This is a genomic window from Terrimonas pollutisoli (assembly GCF_029360765.1).
In the GTDB taxonomy this organism is placed as follows: Bacteria; Bacteroidota; Bacteroidia; order Chitinophagales; family Chitinophagaceae; genus Terrimonas_B; species Terrimonas_B pollutisoli.
Genome location: NZ_JARKNA010000005.1, coordinates 222744 through 240082, shown reverse-complemented (window position 1 = coordinate 240082; position 17339 = coordinate 222744). Strand labels below are relative to the sequence as shown.

17 protein-coding genes are annotated in these 17339 nt (G+C 41.6%); 6 read left to right on the top strand and 11 right to left on the bottom strand.

What is annotated here, in order from left to right:
- Positions 1–108: 108 nt before the first annotated feature.
- From amaB to panC, 7 genes are all read right to left on the bottom strand, one after another.
- Complete coding sequence (gene amaB, locus P2W73_RS11650) at positions 109–1632, bottom strand: L-piperidine-6-carboxylate dehydrogenase (RefSeq protein WP_276502217.1); 1524 nt, start codon at positions 1630–1632, stop codon at positions 109–111.
- A gap of 130 nt (positions 1633–1762) precedes the next feature.
- Positions 1763–2578 carry a 3-methyl-2-oxobutanoate hydroxymethyltransferase gene (gene panB, locus P2W73_RS11645; RefSeq protein WP_276502216.1) on the bottom strand — a complete coding sequence of 272 codons (816 nt, stop codon included), beginning with the start codon at positions 2576–2578 and terminating at the stop codon, positions 1763–1765.
- A gap of 69 nt (positions 2579–2647) precedes the next feature.
- A complete protein-coding gene (locus P2W73_RS11640) occupies positions 2648–3544 on the bottom strand; it encodes a Ppx/GppA phosphatase family protein (RefSeq protein ID WP_276502215.1) in 897 nt (298 codons plus the stop codon).
- Positions 3525–5612, bottom strand: a complete 2088-nt coding sequence (gene ppk1, locus P2W73_RS11635) for a polyphosphate kinase 1 (RefSeq protein ID WP_276502214.1) — start codon at positions 5610–5612, stop codon at positions 3525–3527. Before ppk1 ends, P2W73_RS11640 begins: the two co-directional genes overlap by 20 nt.
- Before the next feature lie 93 nt (positions 5613–5705).
- The gene (locus tag P2W73_RS11630; RefSeq protein ID WP_276502213.1) at positions 5706–6719 is read right to left on the bottom strand and encodes a lysylphosphatidylglycerol synthase transmembrane domain-containing protein; all 1014 of its coding nucleotides are present in this window, start codon (positions 6717–6719) and stop codon (positions 5706–5708) included.
- A gap of 63 nt (positions 6720–6782) precedes the next feature.
- The gene (gene panD / locus P2W73_RS11625; RefSeq protein ID WP_276502212.1) at positions 6783–7127 is read right to left on the bottom strand and encodes an aspartate 1-decarboxylase; all 345 of its coding nucleotides are present in this window, start codon (positions 7125–7127) and stop codon (positions 6783–6785) included.
- A 41-nt stretch (positions 7128–7168) separates the two neighbouring features.
- Positions 7169–8020 (bottom strand): pantoate--beta-alanine ligase, encoded by an 852-nt coding sequence (gene panC, locus P2W73_RS11620; RefSeq protein WP_276502211.1) that lies wholly within the window; start codon positions 8018–8020, stop codon positions 7169–7171.
- A gap of 106 nt (positions 8021–8126) precedes the next feature.
- Between panC and P2W73_RS11615 the strand changes: the two genes are divergently transcribed.
- From P2W73_RS11615 to rlmB, 5 genes are all read left to right on the top strand, one after another.
- Positions 8127–8942 carry a glycogen/starch synthase gene (locus P2W73_RS11615; RefSeq protein ID WP_276502210.1) on the top strand — a complete coding sequence of 272 codons (816 nt, stop codon included), beginning with the start codon at positions 8127–8129 and terminating at the stop codon, positions 8940–8942.
- A gap of 29 nt (positions 8943–8971) precedes the next feature.
- Positions 8972–10435 carry a DUF4270 domain-containing protein gene (locus P2W73_RS11610; protein WP_276502209.1) on the top strand — a complete coding sequence of 488 codons (1464 nt, stop codon included), beginning with the start codon at positions 8972–8974 and terminating at the stop codon, positions 10433–10435.
- 95 nt (positions 10436–10530) lie between these two features.
- A complete protein-coding gene (gene metK / locus P2W73_RS11605; protein ID WP_276502208.1) occupies positions 10531–11784 on the top strand; it encodes a methionine adenosyltransferase in 1254 nt (417 codons plus the stop codon).
- Between the two features lie 87 nt (positions 11785–11871).
- The gene (locus tag P2W73_RS11600; protein WP_276502207.1) at positions 11872–12432 is read left to right on the top strand and encodes an NUDIX domain-containing protein; all 561 of its coding nucleotides are present in this window, start codon (positions 11872–11874) and stop codon (positions 12430–12432) included.
- Positions 12433–12503: 71 nt separating this feature from the next.
- On the top strand, positions 12504–13265 hold the full coding sequence (gene rlmB / locus P2W73_RS11595) for a 23S rRNA (guanosine(2251)-2'-O)-methyltransferase RlmB (protein ID WP_276502206.1): 762 nt from the start codon (positions 12504–12506) through the stop codon (positions 13263–13265).
- Between the two features lie 7 nt (positions 13266–13272).
- Here the strand turns inward: rlmB and P2W73_RS11590 are convergent, their stop codons facing one another.
- The 4 genes from P2W73_RS11590 to P2W73_RS11575 all read right to left on the bottom strand — a co-directional run bounded on the left by P2W73_RS11590 (position 13273) and on the right by P2W73_RS11575 (position 16077).
- A complete protein-coding gene (locus P2W73_RS11590; protein ID WP_276502205.1) occupies positions 13273–13827 on the bottom strand; it encodes a hypothetical protein in 555 nt (184 codons plus the stop codon).
- 23 nt (positions 13828–13850) lie between these two features.
- Positions 13851–14597: an acyloxyacyl hydrolase gene (locus P2W73_RS11585; RefSeq protein ID WP_276502204.1), complete on the bottom strand. Its 747-nt coding sequence runs from the start codon at positions 14595–14597 to the stop codon at positions 13851–13853.
- Positions 14597–15397: a hypothetical protein gene (locus P2W73_RS11580; protein ID WP_276502203.1), complete on the bottom strand. Its 801-nt coding sequence runs from the start codon at positions 15395–15397 to the stop codon at positions 14597–14599. Before P2W73_RS11580 ends, P2W73_RS11585 begins: the two co-directional genes overlap by 1 nt.
- Before the next feature lie 71 nt (positions 15398–15468).
- On the bottom strand, positions 15469–16077 hold the full coding sequence (locus P2W73_RS11575; protein ID WP_276502202.1) for a hypothetical protein: 609 nt from the start codon (positions 16075–16077) through the stop codon (positions 15469–15471).
- Between the two features lie 235 nt (positions 16078–16312).
- Here P2W73_RS11575 and P2W73_RS11570 point away from each other — a divergent pair, with 235 nt between their 5' ends.
- Complete coding sequence (locus tag P2W73_RS11570) at positions 16313–17323, top strand: helix-turn-helix domain-containing protein (RefSeq protein WP_276502201.1); 1011 nt, start codon at positions 16313–16315, stop codon at positions 17321–17323.
- The last annotated feature ends 16 nt before the right edge of the window (positions 17324–17339 follow it).

Sequence of the window (17339 nt, the reverse complement as noted above, 5' to 3'; positions counted from 1 at the left end):
GAGGATATTGTTTTGCTGTAAAAATTATTAATAATTAGCAGAAAACAAAGGAATTAGCAAAGTATATCCCGATAGAATATACCAACGTAGTACTTTGCTTTTTAGTATTTAAACGGTGAATTTTATTCCTTGTGCCAAAGGTAGATTTGTGCTGTAATTGATCGTGTTTGTCTGCCTGCGCATATAAATCTTCCAGGCATCGCTGCCGCTTTCCCGGCCGCCGCCCGTTTCTTTTTCGCCGCCAAAAGCCCCACCGATTTCGGCACCAGATGTACCAATATTTACATTGGCAATACCACAATCGCTACCGGCGACAGACAGGAATTGCTCCGCCTCCCGCAGGTTCAGTGTCATGATAGAAGAAGACAACCCCTGCGGCACACCATTTTGGATAGCGATGGCTTCTTCCATGGTTTTATATTTCAACAAATAGAGAATAGGGGCAAAGGTTTCATGCTGCACGATTTTAAAGTCAGGTTTTGCTTCAGCCACACATGGTTTTACATAGCAGCCACTTTCGTAACCATTGCCTTCCAGCACACCACCCTCTACTAAAAATTTTCCGCCTTCTTTTTTGCAGGCCTCAATTGTATCGAGGTACATTTTTACAGCGTCTTTATCAATCAACGGGCCTACATGATTTTTTTGATCAAGCGGATCGCCGATTGAAAGTTGTTGATAAGCACTGATCAATTTAGACTTTACATTTTCATAAACATCTTCGTGAATGATCAGGCGACGTGTAGAGGTACAACGCTGGCCTGCCGTACCAACAGCGCCAAAAAGCGAACCGAGAATTGCAATATCGAGATCGGCATCTTTAGAAATGATGATGGCGTTATTGCCGCCCAACTCTAATAAGGCTTTTCCTAAACGGGCACCTACCGCAGCACCGACCGCTTTCCCCATTCGGGTTGAGCCTGTGGCCGATACCAATGGGACTCTTGGATCATTGCTCATCCATTCGCCAACTTCACGCCCCCCGATGACTAAACCACTTACACCTTCCGGCACATCATTTTTGGCAAACACTTCTTTTATAATATGCTGGCAGGCAACTCCACACAAAGGTGTCTTTTCTGAAGGCTTCCAAATGCACACATCGCCGCAAACCCATGCCAGCATAGCATTCCAACTCCACACTGCAACGGGGAAATTAAAAGCAGATATAATACCCACAATACCTAATGGATGGTATTGCTCATACATTCTGTGGCCAGGGCGTTCACTATGCATGGTAAGACCATGAAGTTGTCTTGACAACCCAACTGCAAAATCGCAGATGTCGATCATTTCCTGCACTTCGCCATATCCCTCCTGTAAACTTTTTCCCATTTCATAGGATACCAGCTTTCCCAATGGCTCTTTGTACTGTCGTAAAGCTTCACCTATTTGTCTCACAATTTCGCCTCGTTTAGGAGCCGGCCAGGTACGCCATTCCAAAAAAGCCTGTTCGGCTTTTTTGATTACCGTTTCATAGCTTTCTTTATCAGCAGCGACTACCTTTCCAATTAATTTTCCATCCACCGGAGAAAAGGAACTGATCGTTTCCCCATTTGATTTAATCCAATTGACACCTGTTCCGACGCCGGCATTTATATCGTCTATCTTTAAGACTTTCAGAAAATCCATAGAAAAATTTTTGAAGTGCAAAGTTAGTGAGAGTATCTAAGGTTTAATGTTTAATGTTACTGTTTACCGCAAATGGCCATCCGTCAATGCAGTTGGTAAATCACCTTAAATTTTACTCCTTAAACCAGTCTCAATATTGTTCTGATTCGTTAGGGAAGTCGTTTGACTTTACATCCGTGATATATTGCTGTACGGCTTTTGTAGCCTGTTCATGTATGTTCAGGTATTGACGAAGGAACCGTGGTTTAAATTCGGTATTGATGCCTAACATATCATGCATTACTAAAACCTGCCCGTCGCAATAACCACCAGCGCCGATGCCAATAGTGGGAATGTCTAAGCTTTGTGACACCTCCTTTGCAAGCATGGCAGGGATTTTTTCCAATACGATCGCAAAACAACCTACCTCTTCCAGCAATTTCGCATCTGTTTTCAACTTCTCGGCTTCGGCTTCTTCTTTAGCTCTCACTGCATAAGTACCGAATTTATAAATAGATTGAGGTGTAAGTCCTAAATGGCCCATAACAGGGATGCCTGCTGAAACTATTTTTCGAATGGCATCCAGGGCTTCTGCACCGCCTTCGAGTTTGACGGAATGCCCACCCGTTTCTTTCATGATGCGTATCGCAGATGCTAATGCTATATCTGAATTAGATTGATAAGAGCCAAAAGGAAGATCCACTACCACCAGGCATCTTTCAACAGCCCTGATCACGGAAGAGGCATGATAGATCATCTGGTCCAGTGTAATGGGCAATGTGGTTTCATGACCGGCCATTACATTGCTGGCTGAGTCGCCAACTAATATGACATCTATCCCTGCAGAGTCAATTATCCTGGCAAACGAATAATCATAAGCCGTGAGCATGGAGATTTTTTCTCCGGCCTCTTTCATTTTTTGCAGCGTGTTGGTCGTGATTCGTTTTACTTCTTTGTTTACAGGCATGGAACCAGGATTGAAAGAATTTTAAAATGATTGGCGAAAGATAAATGATTTCCTTTTAATCCTTTTCAATCATACTAATCGTGGTTCTCTTACTTCCTCGTAAAGTGTATGAATAAGACCATCGGCCAACCCTATCTTAGGAACAAATATCTCTTCTGCATCAGCCCAACGCATGACATTAATATAAATCAGCAAGGCCGGCACAATTACATCGGCCCTGTCTTCCCTGAATTTATACAGGCTCATGCGCTGATCTAAAGAAATGCTGCTAAATTCTTTATAGTAATCCCGAAGTAATTCAAGCGAAAGAGGCTTTCCATCTTTGCGTTTTGAAATCGAAAATACTTTATTGATATTACCGCCGGAGCCAATGGCGGATACATGGTGATAGCCTTTGGTTTTTGTTTTAATGAATTCCTTCATGGTGTCCCAGGTCGTTTCTGATACCTGGTTTTTTAATAACCGGATCGTACCGATATTAAACGATTCTTTAAAGATCAACTTGCCATCACTAAAAAAAGTAAGTTCAGTACTTCCACCACCTACATCAATGTATAAGTAGGATTCGTCGCGGGTGAGACCTTCAGCAAAATGATTTTCGTAAATAAAAGAGGCTTCTTCCTGGCCGCTGATAATTTTAATATCAATTCCTGTTTCCGCTTTCACTTTTTGAATGATAGCCTTGCCATTGGATGCATCCCGCATGGCCGACGTAGCGCAGGCTTTCAGGTGTTTTACGCCATATACATCTAACAATAATTTGTAGGATAGTATTGTTTTGACAACATTATCGGCTTTAGTTGCTGATATCTCTCCTTTGTCAAATACATCAAATCCAAGGCGTAGTGGTACACGTACGAGAGCTACTTTCAAAAATTCGGGAGTGTTGCCTGGAGCGTTGGCAATCACATCGCTGATCAGCAGTCTTGCCGCATTACTTCCTATATCAATGGCTGCCAGTCTCAATGGGTGTCAATGTTTTTTTGTATAAATAATCATATGTTTCAACCTGTGAACGAATTTTCTTTTTGGTGCTTTGTACGTATTCATTCTTCAATTCATTGTCGAGCCATCTTGCCTTTACATTGTCCTGCAGCTGAATATTTAAAATATCTTTTAGCTCTTGTTTGATCCCCGGATCCCAAATAGGACAAGTGACTTCTACACGATGCTCCAGGTTGCGCAACATCCAGTCAGCCGAAGATATATAAACTTTTTCTTTGCCCCTGTTGTGAAATACCCACACCCGTGCATGTTCCAAATATTCATCTACAATACTGATGGCCTGTACGGGGCGTTTAAATTTTTTACTCTCCGACAGCATACAAAAAATACCGCGAATGATCAGTTTAACAGCAACCCCTTCCCGGGCGGCTTCGTTTAATTTTTCGATCATTCCTTCGTCAGAAAGTGAATTCATTTTTAAAATGATGCCGGATGGTTTATGCTTTTTTGCGTTCTTGATTTCATTGTCGATCAACTTGTAAATTTCTCTCCGGATAATATGCGGACTGGGAATTATGATCTTGCAGCTTTTTAATGACTGGCCATCCATTCTATAATGCTCAAGGTAATTGAACACCCTGCTCACATCTGCCATTATTTTTGGATTAGAAGTAAGCAGGCAGTGGTCCGCATATACCTTTGAGGTTTTTTCATTCAGGTTGCCTGTACTTACAAATCCATATAAAACATTTTTATCCTTGATTTTCTTACGGATCAGGCAGATTTTCGCATGCACTTTCATATTTGGCATACCTACCAACACTTTTGCCCCTTCATCTTCCAATCTTGTTTTCCATTCCAGGTTTGCTTCCTCATCAAAACGGGCACGGAGTTCCAGCATAACAATCACTTCCTTTCCATTTCTTACGGCATTAACCAATGCGTTAATGATTTTTGACTGAGAGGCCAGCCTGTAACAAGTAATCTTGATAGTGCTGACATCCGGATCAATAGCTGCTTCACGAATAACGTCTATAAGGGGAGTAAAAGAATGATAGGGCAGGTGAAGCATGATGTCCTTTTCCAGCACCACATCAGATATCCGTCTTTCCATCAATAGCGGGTGATAGAACGGGTCTTTCCTTGGCTTCTTTATTTTAAAAACCTGCTCCGGGAAATCCATAAAGTGCCGGAAGTTGTGAATGCGGCCACCGGGAATGAGATTGTCTTTTTTAGAAAGATTTAAGCGACGGGTAAGATACTCGAGCAAACCCGGGTCCATCTCTTTATCGTAGACAAAACGAACCGGTTTGCCCTTGCGCCGGTTTTTCAAACCCTTTTCAATTTTTTGAATAATATTCGTTGACACGTCGCTATCAATATCCAACTCAGCATCTCTCGTCACTTTAAATACATGTGCAAAATATTGGTCGTACCCAAAATAGGAAAAAATCTCAGGCAGGTTAAACCGGATCACATCTTCCAATAAGATGATACGATGCTCTTCGGGTTTGGAAGGAAGGATGACAAATCGTCCCAGTACCCGGCTTGGCACTTCAATCAATGCATATTTTTTCTTCAAAGCACTTTCCTTCTTCCACATTACAACAGCGAGATAAATAGATTTATCTCTTAGATTAGGAAGCTGTGGGATATTTTCAATCATCAGCGGGATGACATTTGAGCTTACTTCCTCATCATAGTAGTCCCTGACGAATTCCTGCTGTTCGGGTGTAAGCTCTGTTTCCGTTACCAGGTGAATTTTCTGGTGTTTCATCTGCCGCTGCACATCATCCCAAATCCTGGCAAACTCACTTTGCTGGTTTAATACCGTCATTTGAATATCATCCAGTATCTGTTGGGGGTCTGCTTCCAGATGCATATTGGCCTTTCCGCTGACCTGCATCATTCTTTTTAATGTGGCCACTCTTACACGAAAAAACTCATCGAGATTGTTTGAAAAAATTCCCAGGAAGCGTATTCTTTCCCGAAGCGGCACTGTATGATCTGCCGCTTCCTGCAGAACCCTTGCGTTAAATGAAAGCCAGCTTATATCTCTTGCAATCGTCTTTTGTTTTACATGCGTCATTGAAAATGCCGATTTACGATAAAATTAAATAACAAGAACAAGAGATTGTATTAAGATTTCGAGAAATGGAGATAATTCTTATTGTAGAAAAAATCAAACAGCAGTTTTCATTTTTTTCTTATTGTACCAGGGAAGCGTAGCGAAACTAAAAACACCAGCAATAAAAATGACAACGGTTTGCGCCAGCCAAAGTAGCCATCCAAATGCGACAGCAATACTTTGCTGCAGCCCATACATTTGCATAGTGGCTTCAATTAAATAGGCATAAGCACCGATGCCACCCGGTGTAACGATCATGCCTATGCTGCCGGCCGAAAGAACGGTAAAAGCCTCCTTGATTCCATAATGCTCAGTTTCATGTAAGGCAAGAAATCCTATATAGCCACCGGATAAATAAAGACACCAGAGCATTAATGTAAGGAAGAGAAACCGGCCCCTTTTTTTAAGATGTTGAATAGTACTAAGTCCTTGCCAAATCCTGCTGCCAATTTTCCGCATGGCAACGCCAAGATCTTTGAAGGTTTTCTTTTTTAGAATCATCCACAGCCCGATCAAAAGAACAATACCTCCTACGGTAATCAAGGCGATAATATAACCCGGCATTTTTTTAGACTCATCCTTTACATCGCCGTTAAAAATTGTATCGATAATTTGGGAATACAAGCCTGGCTGAATAGCAAGTGTAATACAAAACACCAGCAATAGTGAAAGGGCGTCAATTAACCTTTCAAGAATGATGGTGCCGACTAATTTGTCAGCCGGTATCTTCTCGTAACGGGCCAGGATCGTACATTTTAGTACCTCTCCAAGCCTTGGCAGCGCCTGGTTAGCCAGGTAGCCAACCATCACTGCAAAAAACATATTCAACTTATCGGGATGGTAACCCAGCGGTTCCATCAACAGCCGCCAGCGCAATGTTCTTACATAATGACTAAGTAATAAAATGATAAAAACCGGGGCAAACAGGTAAAGCCGGGCGTTGGTAAGTGCGGAGCGGATTTCAGATAATTTTTCATTATCAATATCCTTTATAGACCACCATACCAGGAAAGCCGCCAGGCCAAGCAAAAAAAGATATTGGAGTATAATGAAAATCCTCTTATTCATAGCCTCAAAGTAAAACTATGTCACCAACAAATCAATATCGTTTTGGTAAATAAATGGTCAACATTAAAGTTTATTTCCATCTTTTGGAAAAACAATCCATGGTTTAAATTTTTTTGCTTCTTCAAAATCCATGGTGGCATAAGAAATGATGATCACAATATCACCCACAGCGACCTTGCGGGCTGCCGGTCCATTCAGGCAGCAGGTACCTGAGCCCCGCTTACCTTTTATTACATAGGTTTCCAGCCTTTCGCCGTTATTAACATTTACTACCTGCACTTTTTCGTTTTCAATAATATTCACCGCATCCATCAGGTCTTCATCAATCGTTATACTACCAACGTAATTTAAATTGGCTTCTGTAACAACTGCGCGGTGAATTTTTGACTTAAATACTTCTATCTGCATCGTACAAAATTAGACCTTTTAAAAACAGTAGCAGGCCAGGTTTAGTTCAGTATGACATTATCAATAAGTCTGACGCTATTCATAAAAGCAGCGGCGAGAGCTACTAATTTTTCTTTGCCATCCCAATTGTCTTTTATTTGAAGTGTGTCAGCATTAGCGATTTCAACGTAGTCCACTTTGAATCCTTTTGCTGAAAGATTATTGGAGGCTTGCTTTTTTAATGTTGTCAGATCACCTTTTTGGAGATTTTCTTTTACAAAGGTTAATGCCTGGATGATTCCTGTTGCTTTTGTTCGCTCATCTTTTGTGAGACGCATATTCCGGCTACTCATAGCCAGGCCATCTGGTTCACGAAGGGTGGGAGAGATGTTCAGCTTCGTTAAGTTGTTAAAACCTGTTAACTCAATCAATTTTTTTATCACCATACATTGCTGGTAATCTTTTTGACCGATATAGAGATTGTCGGGTCTTACAATTTCAAGCAGTCGGTGAACGATCATGCATACGCCCTGGAAATGACCGGGCCTGTATTCGCCTTCCAGGATTTCCTCCAGGTATCCCAGGTCATAATGCTTAGTGCCGGTTGCCCCATCAGGATACATTTCAGTGATGGAAGGGAGCAACAAAACGTCGGTGCCGGCAGACTCCAGCAGCATTATGTCTTGTTCCAATGTGACCGGGTATTTTTCAAAATCAGCAGGATCGTTGAATTGTGTTGGGTTTACAAAAATGCTGCAGGCAGTGATATCATTTTCTTTTTTTGAGCCGTTTATAAGAGACAAATGCCCTTTATGCAAAGCTCCCATGGTAGGCGCAAAGCCAATTTTTTTCCCATTTCTTCGCTGTAAGTCAAGATAGTTTTGAAGGTCTTTTACCTTTTTAAATAGAACCATGGTTGGGTAATTAGTGCTAAAAATCGGCGCAACTTAATTATTCCTTGTAAAAAATAGTACCTTCGCCCACGTTTTCTAAAAAAACGTTTCATTTAAACGGGACTACATGTCAGCAAAAAAACGGATTTTATTTATTGCCAACGAAATGTCACCCTACCTGGAGTTGACAGAATTTTCAGAGATCGTCAACAAGTTGGCAATAAAAGCGAACGATAATGGATTTGAAGTTCGCTGTATCATGCCTCGCTTTGGAACCATTAATGAACGTCGCCACCGGCTCCATGAAGTTGTACGTTTATCGGGTATCAATGTTTCTGTTGACAACGATGATATGCCGCTCCAGATAAAAGTAGCGTCGCTACCCAGTGCCCGGTTACAGGTTTATTTTCTTGAAAATGAAGAATTATTTAAAAGGAAATATATTTTTCATGACGAAAACGACAAATGGTTTGACGATAATGGGCTAAGGACAATTTTCTTTTGCAAAGGAGCCCTGGAAACCGTGAAAAAATTTGGCTGGCCTCCCGATATTATTCATTGCAGCGGCTGGATGACAGGCCTTATTCCAGCCTACCTGAAAACGATTTATAAAAAGGAACCTGTGTTTGCGCATAGCAAAACAGTTTTTACTATTGGTCAAAATACATTTAAGGAAAAGCTCGGTCCCGACTTTTTGAAGAAAGCTCTTATACATCCTTCTTTGAAAGAAAAAGATTTGGAAGTGTATAAAGAAGCCACCAATACCGCTATGTTCAGGGGTGGAGCAACATTTGCCGATGCTATTACTTTCGGCGCCGATAAAGTTGAGAAGAAGCTGTTAGAAGAGTTCACCAAAGTAAGGGGGAAGAAAACTTTACTTCATAATGAAGAATCTGATTTAACAGAGTATTTACAACTCTATGGCGATCTTGCGGGGAAGTAACATTTACTAATTACGGATAAATTTTTTTTGTGAAGCATAAATACCTGGCACTTACGCTTGGAGTTATTTTTACCAGCATCATTTTATTGGTTTCCTGCAAAAAAATTAATGAGTCCACATCTCTCGGTGGCGATTTAATTCCGCCCGTGGATAACATCAATACATTCGATACGACCCTGGAAGTTCAAGCCTTCAATGACACGTTCACCGTTCTGACAGATACACTACGCTATAGTAGTGCTTATACAAACTTTTTAGGCCAGATCAATACAGATCCTTTCTTCGGTAAAACCGATGCGAAGATTTTTCTTGAATTGAAGCCACCGAGCTACCCTTATACCTTTGCTAATAAACCGGATAGCCTGCATATTGATTCGGTAGTGCTGGTGTTAAACTATGTGGAGACATATGGTGATACGTTAACTCCTCAGACTGTCAATGTATATGAAATACCGCAGAGCAGTGATTTTGGCGATACTTCTTATACGCTTAGAAAAAGTGATTATGCAAAAGGGACTTTGCTTGGTTCCCGAACTTTTGATCTGCGCACATTAAATGATTCAGTAAAAGCTTTCGAGGATACTACAGCCAACCAGCTGCGCATTCGCCTTGACGATTCGTTTGGTCAGCGCCTTTTGAATTATGATACAATCAAAGGTGGCCTCAACGGAGCTTATAGCACCGATACGGCTTTCCGTACTTTTTTCAAAGGATTTGCTTTAGAATCAGTGAGTGGGGATGCCATTATGGGGTTCGATCTTACCGGTACCAACACAAAGTTGGCCATCTATTACCGGTATGATAAAAATAATGTGGCGAGTGCTGACACGACGGTGGCATATTTTCCTTTTTCCGGGAATACGGCAGGATCGGCATCGGCTAATTTCGTAAAGAGAGATTATGCAGGAACACCGTTGGAAGCGTCGGTAGGTGGAACCACGCCGGATGATCTTGTTTACATACAGAACTCTCCGGGTTCTTTTGCCACCATTAAAATTCCGGGTCTTGCCGGTTTGAATAATCGTGTAGTTCACAGGGCTGAATTGATCATGGAGCAAGTGTATGATGCGAAAGACACGATTTTCCCGTCACCAAACCTTTATGTGGATGCCTACGACTCTTCTATATCTGCATTTCGTGCTATTCCCTACGATATTTCTTTAGATATTACGGGCAATTCAAATCTTAGTTCTTTCGGCGTTAGTCCGTTTATCAATTCAAGAGATGCTTCGGGTAACAGTATTCGCACCTGGAGATTCAATCTTACGAGATACGTACAGCATGTAGTAAATGATACAGAACCGGTTTATGATCTCAGGTTGTTTGCACCTGTTTATATTGACGAGCAATACAGACCCGGAGTGGCAGGCTCATCAGGCTCATTACAGCGATTTCCTATCAATGACGCAGCCGGCAAGGGGAGAGTGAGACTTGGTGGTGGAAACCATCCCACGCAAAAGATGAAGTTGCGGATCGTTTATTCAAAAATTTAGTGGAAAACCTTTAAATATTGAATAGTATCGGGTGCTATCTTTGCACCCGATTTATTTTATAGACTAACCCATATTTTAAAACTTAAAGTTTATCTATGCCTTACTTGTTTACTTCTGAAAGTGTTTCTGAAGGCCACCCGGACAAGATAGCCGACCAGATCTCAGATGCTTTGATTGATAATTTTCTCGCTTTTGATCCACAAAGCAAAGTTGCCTGCGAAACGTTGGTAACTACCGGCCAGGTTATGTTGGCAGGCGAAGTAAAGTCGAGGGCGTATTTGGATGTCCAGGAAATTGCCCGTGAAGTTATTCGTAAGATCGGTTATACCAAAAGCGAATATATGTTTGAGGCCAGTTCCTGCGGCGTGTTATCCGCTATACATGAGCAATCGGCCGATATCAACCAGGGTGTTGACCGTAAGAAAAAAGAAGAACAAGGTGCAGGTGACCAGGGAATGATGTTTGGCTATGCCAGCAATGAGACAGCAGACTATATGCCTCTCGCATTAGACATTGCTCATAAATTGTTGATAGAACTGGCTGCGTTAAGAAGAGAAAATAAGCAGATCAAATATTTGCGTCCTGATGCTAAAAGCCAGGTCACGCTGGAATATGATGATAATAACAAGCCCGTTCGTATTGATGCGATTGTTGTATCAACCCAGCACGATGATTTTGATTCTGAATCAAAAATGTTGGCAAAGATTAAGGCGGATATCATCAATATTCTGATCCCCCGTGTAAAATCGAAGTATAAGAAGTACGCCAAATTGTTCAATGATGATATCAAATACCACATCAATCCTACAGGAAAGTTTGTAATTGGTGGACCGCATGGTGATACAGGATTGACAGGTCGTAAGATCATTGTAGATACCTACGGCGGTAAGGGTGCACATGGTGGTGGTGCTTTCAGCGGTAAGGACCCCAGCAAGGTAGATCGCAGTGCGGCATACGCCACAAGACATATAGCCAAAAACCTGGTAGCTGCCGGTCTTGCTGATGAAGTATTGGTACAGGTGTCATATGCAATTGGTGTGGCTCAGCCTACCAGTATCAATGTAAATACGTATGGTACTGCAAAGGTTGAAATGACCGATGGACAAATAAGCAAAATAGTAGAGTCCATCTTCGACATGCGTCCTTATTTTATTGAGCAGCGTTTGAAATTGCGCAATCCTATGTATAGCGAAACAGCAGCCTATGGACACATGGGCCGTGAATCTAAAATTGTTGAGAAAACGTTTGTTTCTCCCGATGGTAAGAAAGTCACAAAGAAAGTTGAGTTGTTTACCTGGGAGAAACTGGATTATGTTGCAAAAGTTAAAAAGGCCTTTGGATTAAAATAAGGCCCCTCTAAATCTCCCCCGGAAGGGGAGACTTAAAGACCCTGCAGATTTGAAAGTTCTGCAGGGTTTATTTTTTATTTTTATCAAATGGAAACACAAACAAACCCCTGGCAGATCATTTCAGAAAATGAAATCTATGATAACAAATGGATCAACGTGACACAGTATGATGTCATTAATCCGAATGGAGGCAAGGGAATTTATGGAAAGGTGCATTTTAAAAATTTAGCCATCGGAATAGTTGTACTGGATGAGGGCCTGGATACTTACCTCGTCGGCCAATATCGGTTTGCCATAAACGAATACAGTTGGGAAATACCGGAGGGTGGAGGGCCATTAGAGATGGACCCACTAGACTCGGCTAAGAGAGAGTTGCTCGAAGAAACCGGGCTTATTGCTCACGATTGGACCGTGCTCTTGAAAATGCACCTCTCTAATTCGGTTTCAGACGAATATTCGATTATCTACCTTGCCCGCCAATTGGAACAGCATACGTCTATGCCTGAAGAAACAGAGCAATTAGTGGTAAAAAAAATCCCCTTTGAAGAAGCATGGAAAATGCTGGAGCAAGGAAAAATAACAGATGCTATGTCAATAGCAGCTATCCAAAAAGTAAAATGGATGTTATCATCAGGCGAACTCTCCTAAAATATGAATATGCATCTTCTATAACTCTTTTTCTCTTTTGAGCTCTTGGCCTTTTATGCTTTCTTTGCTTTGTGAAAAATTTCAGACATCAGCAGCGTCCTAAAAAAAGTTCGTTAATCATTGGTCAAAGGCAGGTAACAGAGGCTTTGAAAAGCGGTCAGCAACTTGATAAAATCTATCTTGACTCCAAAGCACAGGGCCAGGATATTGCTGAGATAAAACGCCTGGCCGCACAGCAGGGGGTGCCCGTCAACCTTGTGCCGGCAGCTAAATTAAACAGTTTTAACGTCAGCAATCACGAAGGTTGCGTCGCCCAGATCGCAAGAGTTCAGTACTACGATTTGCAACAGGTAATTTCATTTGTTACGGACAAAGGAGAAGTGCCACTCTTTCTCATACTCGATGGGATTACAGACATTAGAAATATTGGTGGCATTGCCCGAACTGCATTTTGCACCGGTGTTCATGCTATCATTATTCCTGACAAGGGGGTAGGTGCATTAAATGATGATGCTATTCTTACTTCTGCCGGCGCATTGGAAAAAATACCGGTTTGTCGTGTTAATAGTTTAATGAAGGCGGTAGATGAATTGCACCTGAATGGCATAAAAGTTTTTGCCAGTGAGATGACTGCAAAAAAAAATATTTACGACTGTGATTTCACAGAACCGTCTGCGATTGTAATGGGAGGTGAAGAACATGGGATCTATCCTGCCTTAATGAAAATATGTGATGAAAAAATTAAGATTCCCATGAAAAATGAATTTGAAAGCCTGAACGTGTCGGTAGCAACCGGCATGATTCTATATGAGGTCATGAAACAGCGACTTTAATTTTGTATTAGTAGTATAAAAGATCCAATTTGTTTTGTTGCAGGTTGCTCCTGCTTCCATTTATTCTGAATTTCTTTCTCCTTTTTTTGTTAGAGAACAAACCGCTTATGAGTCCCGCTCCACCGAGCACGGCACTCAAGATCACGGATGCTCTAAAGTCTTTTGTTTCGAAAAGACGGTCAGCAAAATTACAGTCGCCATTAGGGTCATCACAAGCTGCCAAACCAATCGAAAACCCAATAAAGCCTCCCACAAGTGCGCCAAGGCCCATGCTTGCTGCTGTGGAAATGTCGCCATGGTTTTTTCTTTCAATAGTTCTGATTTGCTCAGCAGGTATTAATTGCTGATAATAGACCAATTGATCATTGAGGTTTTTTCTTTTTACTAGAATTACGAAGCTGTCGGTCATCCCTAGAATATGTCCCCTTATTTTATCGCCATTGCCATAATAGATAGTACTAAGTCTTTTTTTGCCTGGCAAGGTATCAATTGATGCGGCACTTGTTTCCTGAAACAGGAAAATATACAAGCAAAGTAAAAATATCCGAACGACGCACCGCATGTGACCAGGTTGTTTTAAACTTTTCAGTCGTCTTTGTTTTTTTCAGGCGTGTACAAGAGCCCGGCAAAAAGACCATTGCTGTCGTGTGTGGGATTTCTTTTGATGCCAGCAATATTTCCATTTGAAACATGAAAATGCCTGATACCGGACTGGAGTGTAAGTGTAGGCGATAATTTTATTACTACACCGATTCCGTACTTAGGGGTGAAATTAAAACGGGTTCCCACCCTGGCAGTATCTGCCTTCCAGCCTGTTCCCGTCAACGGGAATTTTTCAATGCTGTATACTATTCCTGCTCCGTATTCAAAAAACAACTTCGTCTTTGATGTTACCAGCGGATACCATCTTGCAAATGGCCGGAAGCCGAAACCGCATGTACTATTTATTCTATCTTTAAAATAAACCGCATTCCATCCAAAACCTGCGGACAGCCATTTCCGAAGATCATACAACACACCAATTTCATTTTGAATAACACGGGTGTACGGAAATTTGTAGCCAAAACCATATCCGGCTTCCTGGTAGAAAGCAATTCTCTTTTGAAATGACGGATCTTTTTTTGAAAAAATAATACTGGCGGCCAGGCCGGCAGAACCCCAAACAAAACCAAACGCCGATGATAATTCAAGTGGCTTTAGCCCTAAGGGATCCTGGTACCATTTTGTAAAAGGAGGGTAAAGCGATTGGCACTTTCCCTCCCGGATGGTTAATGATAGTGCAACAAGTACATACAGAACTGTTGTTTGGCCATATTTAAACAAAGAGAACATCACTTTAATTTGGTATTGCCCCTGACTGAAATTCCAAATGAGAAATTATCTGAAGATCGGTGAAGCGAAGAATTTGTCAGGTCAGAGGAATGACTGTATTGCAGGGTAAACATAATATTCTTCCAACCCGCCCGAAACAGTAAGGCAGGTTCCCACATCAAATGAACAGGTTCATCGTACAAACTTCTTAATTGTTTACCACTGAATTGTTCCCTGTCGGTGATAAACAGCGTATCAGTAACATTGAAATTTACCCCGGCAAACCTTGAAGCAAACACCAATTGAACAGTCTTGTCATCATTACCGACGGCTATAGCCGGTTGAATAAAATAATGGCCAGGTTTTATTGTGGAGTGTCCTGTATAGTGATAATTGGTAATTTTCCCGGTTCCCAGCCCGGCATAGGTTTCAAAGGCCCAGAGCCTGTCAATTTTTTTGATATACCCCCACATCAATTCAAATCGATTATACTCCATCATTTTCAGTCCTCCCTCTTTGTGTCTCCCGGTGGACACACTTACTCCAAGCGCCATCTTTTTCCATGGCATATAGGCGGCTTGTGCTTCCAGGCCATTGAACTTATTGCCCGAAGCTCTTAGTAAATTAAAATTCAAATCCTGTTTTTCTAAAACCATTGGCAAATGTGGCGCAGCAGGAACATAGTAGGTGTTTTCCCTTTGCCTGTCCTCGTTTACATAATAAGGATCATCAATAACACCACCTGGAGAACAGGAACAAAACAGTGTAAGAAGTGTCATTGCCAGGGCAATAGTATTTTGCCAGGTTATTACCTTTTTCATAATAAAAAGTTTTAGGAGATCGCTACTTTTTTTGCGGTTTTCGGCACGCCCCGTTCTGATACGATAAAGGATTATTTCTTTGTCAACCGCATCATCAGCTCAGCCTGGAGATCGCGGAATTTTTCTTTTTTGCCCTCAATGATGAATTTCTTTTTGACTAATGCCCCAACTATGGTCCCTACAATGGCCCCTGTGACGCCGAGTCCGATGCCACCGCCGACAGCTTTTTCCCCGGCAGTCATTGCAAAAGAATTTTGGATGCCGGCGGCCAAGGTTCCAAGGCCCAAAAAATCTGTGGAAGGATCAGGATAAGGAGCAATAGGGTCGTCTCCACTTGCCAGTCCTATTACTACGCCCGTTACAGCACCAATGCCAAGCCCAATCAATGCTCCCTTCAGAACACTATTTTTCCGCTTGATGGTGAAGGATTGGATGTTTTCGGCAGGTATGCTCATTGTTTCAGCCGGAGACAATGAGTTGACATTTGTTTTTGTGAACCGGCTTATTGCCAACCCATCGGTGGTAATGATGGGATAGACAAGACCTTTTATGGACCTGTTATCCGTGGTTTTGATCTTTGCAATGAAGTGTTTAAACTTTTTTTCGGTTTGCGCTGAATCAGTTTGCGCCGCGGCTATGATTGAAGAAAGACCGGCGATAAGCAGAAGAAGCTTTCTCATAACTGGGTGGTTTAGGTTACTAATGGTTTGCAGCATAAAGCTATTTTGCTTCTTTGCAGCTTCCTAATTGAGAAATAAGTGACCCGCCATCGGCTTTTGCTAAATAACACATAGTGGGTATGTTTTGAAAATCGGGAATTGGATTTTGCTAAAATTGAGGTTACATTTATATAAGAGTCGCACAGTTTGCAAAACAAGAAACACCCGGTTTGCAATTTTTACTAAAAAAGCCACTATGTCACCGGAGGCTGTTCAACAGGTTTTTTTTAATCACATTAAAAGCATTCTGCCTCATCATCTGTCAATAGTAGATGAAGTCGCCAGTCTTTTAGATATAAGCAATGACAGTGCTTACCGGAGAATGCGAGGAGATAAGCCATTAACATTCGAAGAGGTTCAAAAGCTCTGCGTCCATTTCAACATTTCACTCGATAGCATTTTCCATCTTGATACAGACACCTACATTTTTTCCGGCAAATTGGTGAGCCCGGGCAATTTTCATTTCGAATTATACCTGAAAAAGATGTTGGCGGATATCGAAATGATTAAATCCTTCGAGGGAGCGGAGTTCTTTTTTTTGAATAAAGATGTGCCGCTTTTCTATCTGTTCCAGGTACCGGAATTGGCTGCGTTTAAATTTTTCTTTTTTATGAAAACCATACTCAGCTATCCCGACCTGGTGACTGAACGGTTTTCGACCAGTAAGATTCCAGAATCACTCAAGACGATCGGCAAAAAAATTACGGAGACTTATTGCCAGGTATCATCCACAGAAATCTGGAACCTGCATGCGATTGATACTACGCTTCAGCAAATCGATTATTACCGTGATAGCAGGGTTTTTGAAAAAAAGGAAGACTTGTTGTATACGTACGATTGCGTAAAAGAAGTAATAAAGCATGTTGAGAAAATGGCTGCCATTGGCAAAAAATACCCCTTATTTCTGAACGAAAATTGGGGTGGGGCATCGTATAAACTTTACAATAACGAAGTATACCTCGGCGACAACACCATATTAGTTGATGCCCGGCGTTTCAAAATTGCTTTTATCAATCACAGTGTCATCAATTATCTTGGGAGCCGAAATGCTGAATTCTGCAATCACATCTATCACTCTATTCAGAATATAATGCAGCGGTCAATGCTCATCAGTTCTACCGGTGAAAAAGAACGGGCAAGATTTTTTAATCAAATGCGGGAGAATATAGATCGCCGGCGGAGGATCGCTGAACAGATGGACTACTGATCTGTTTCTCAAATAA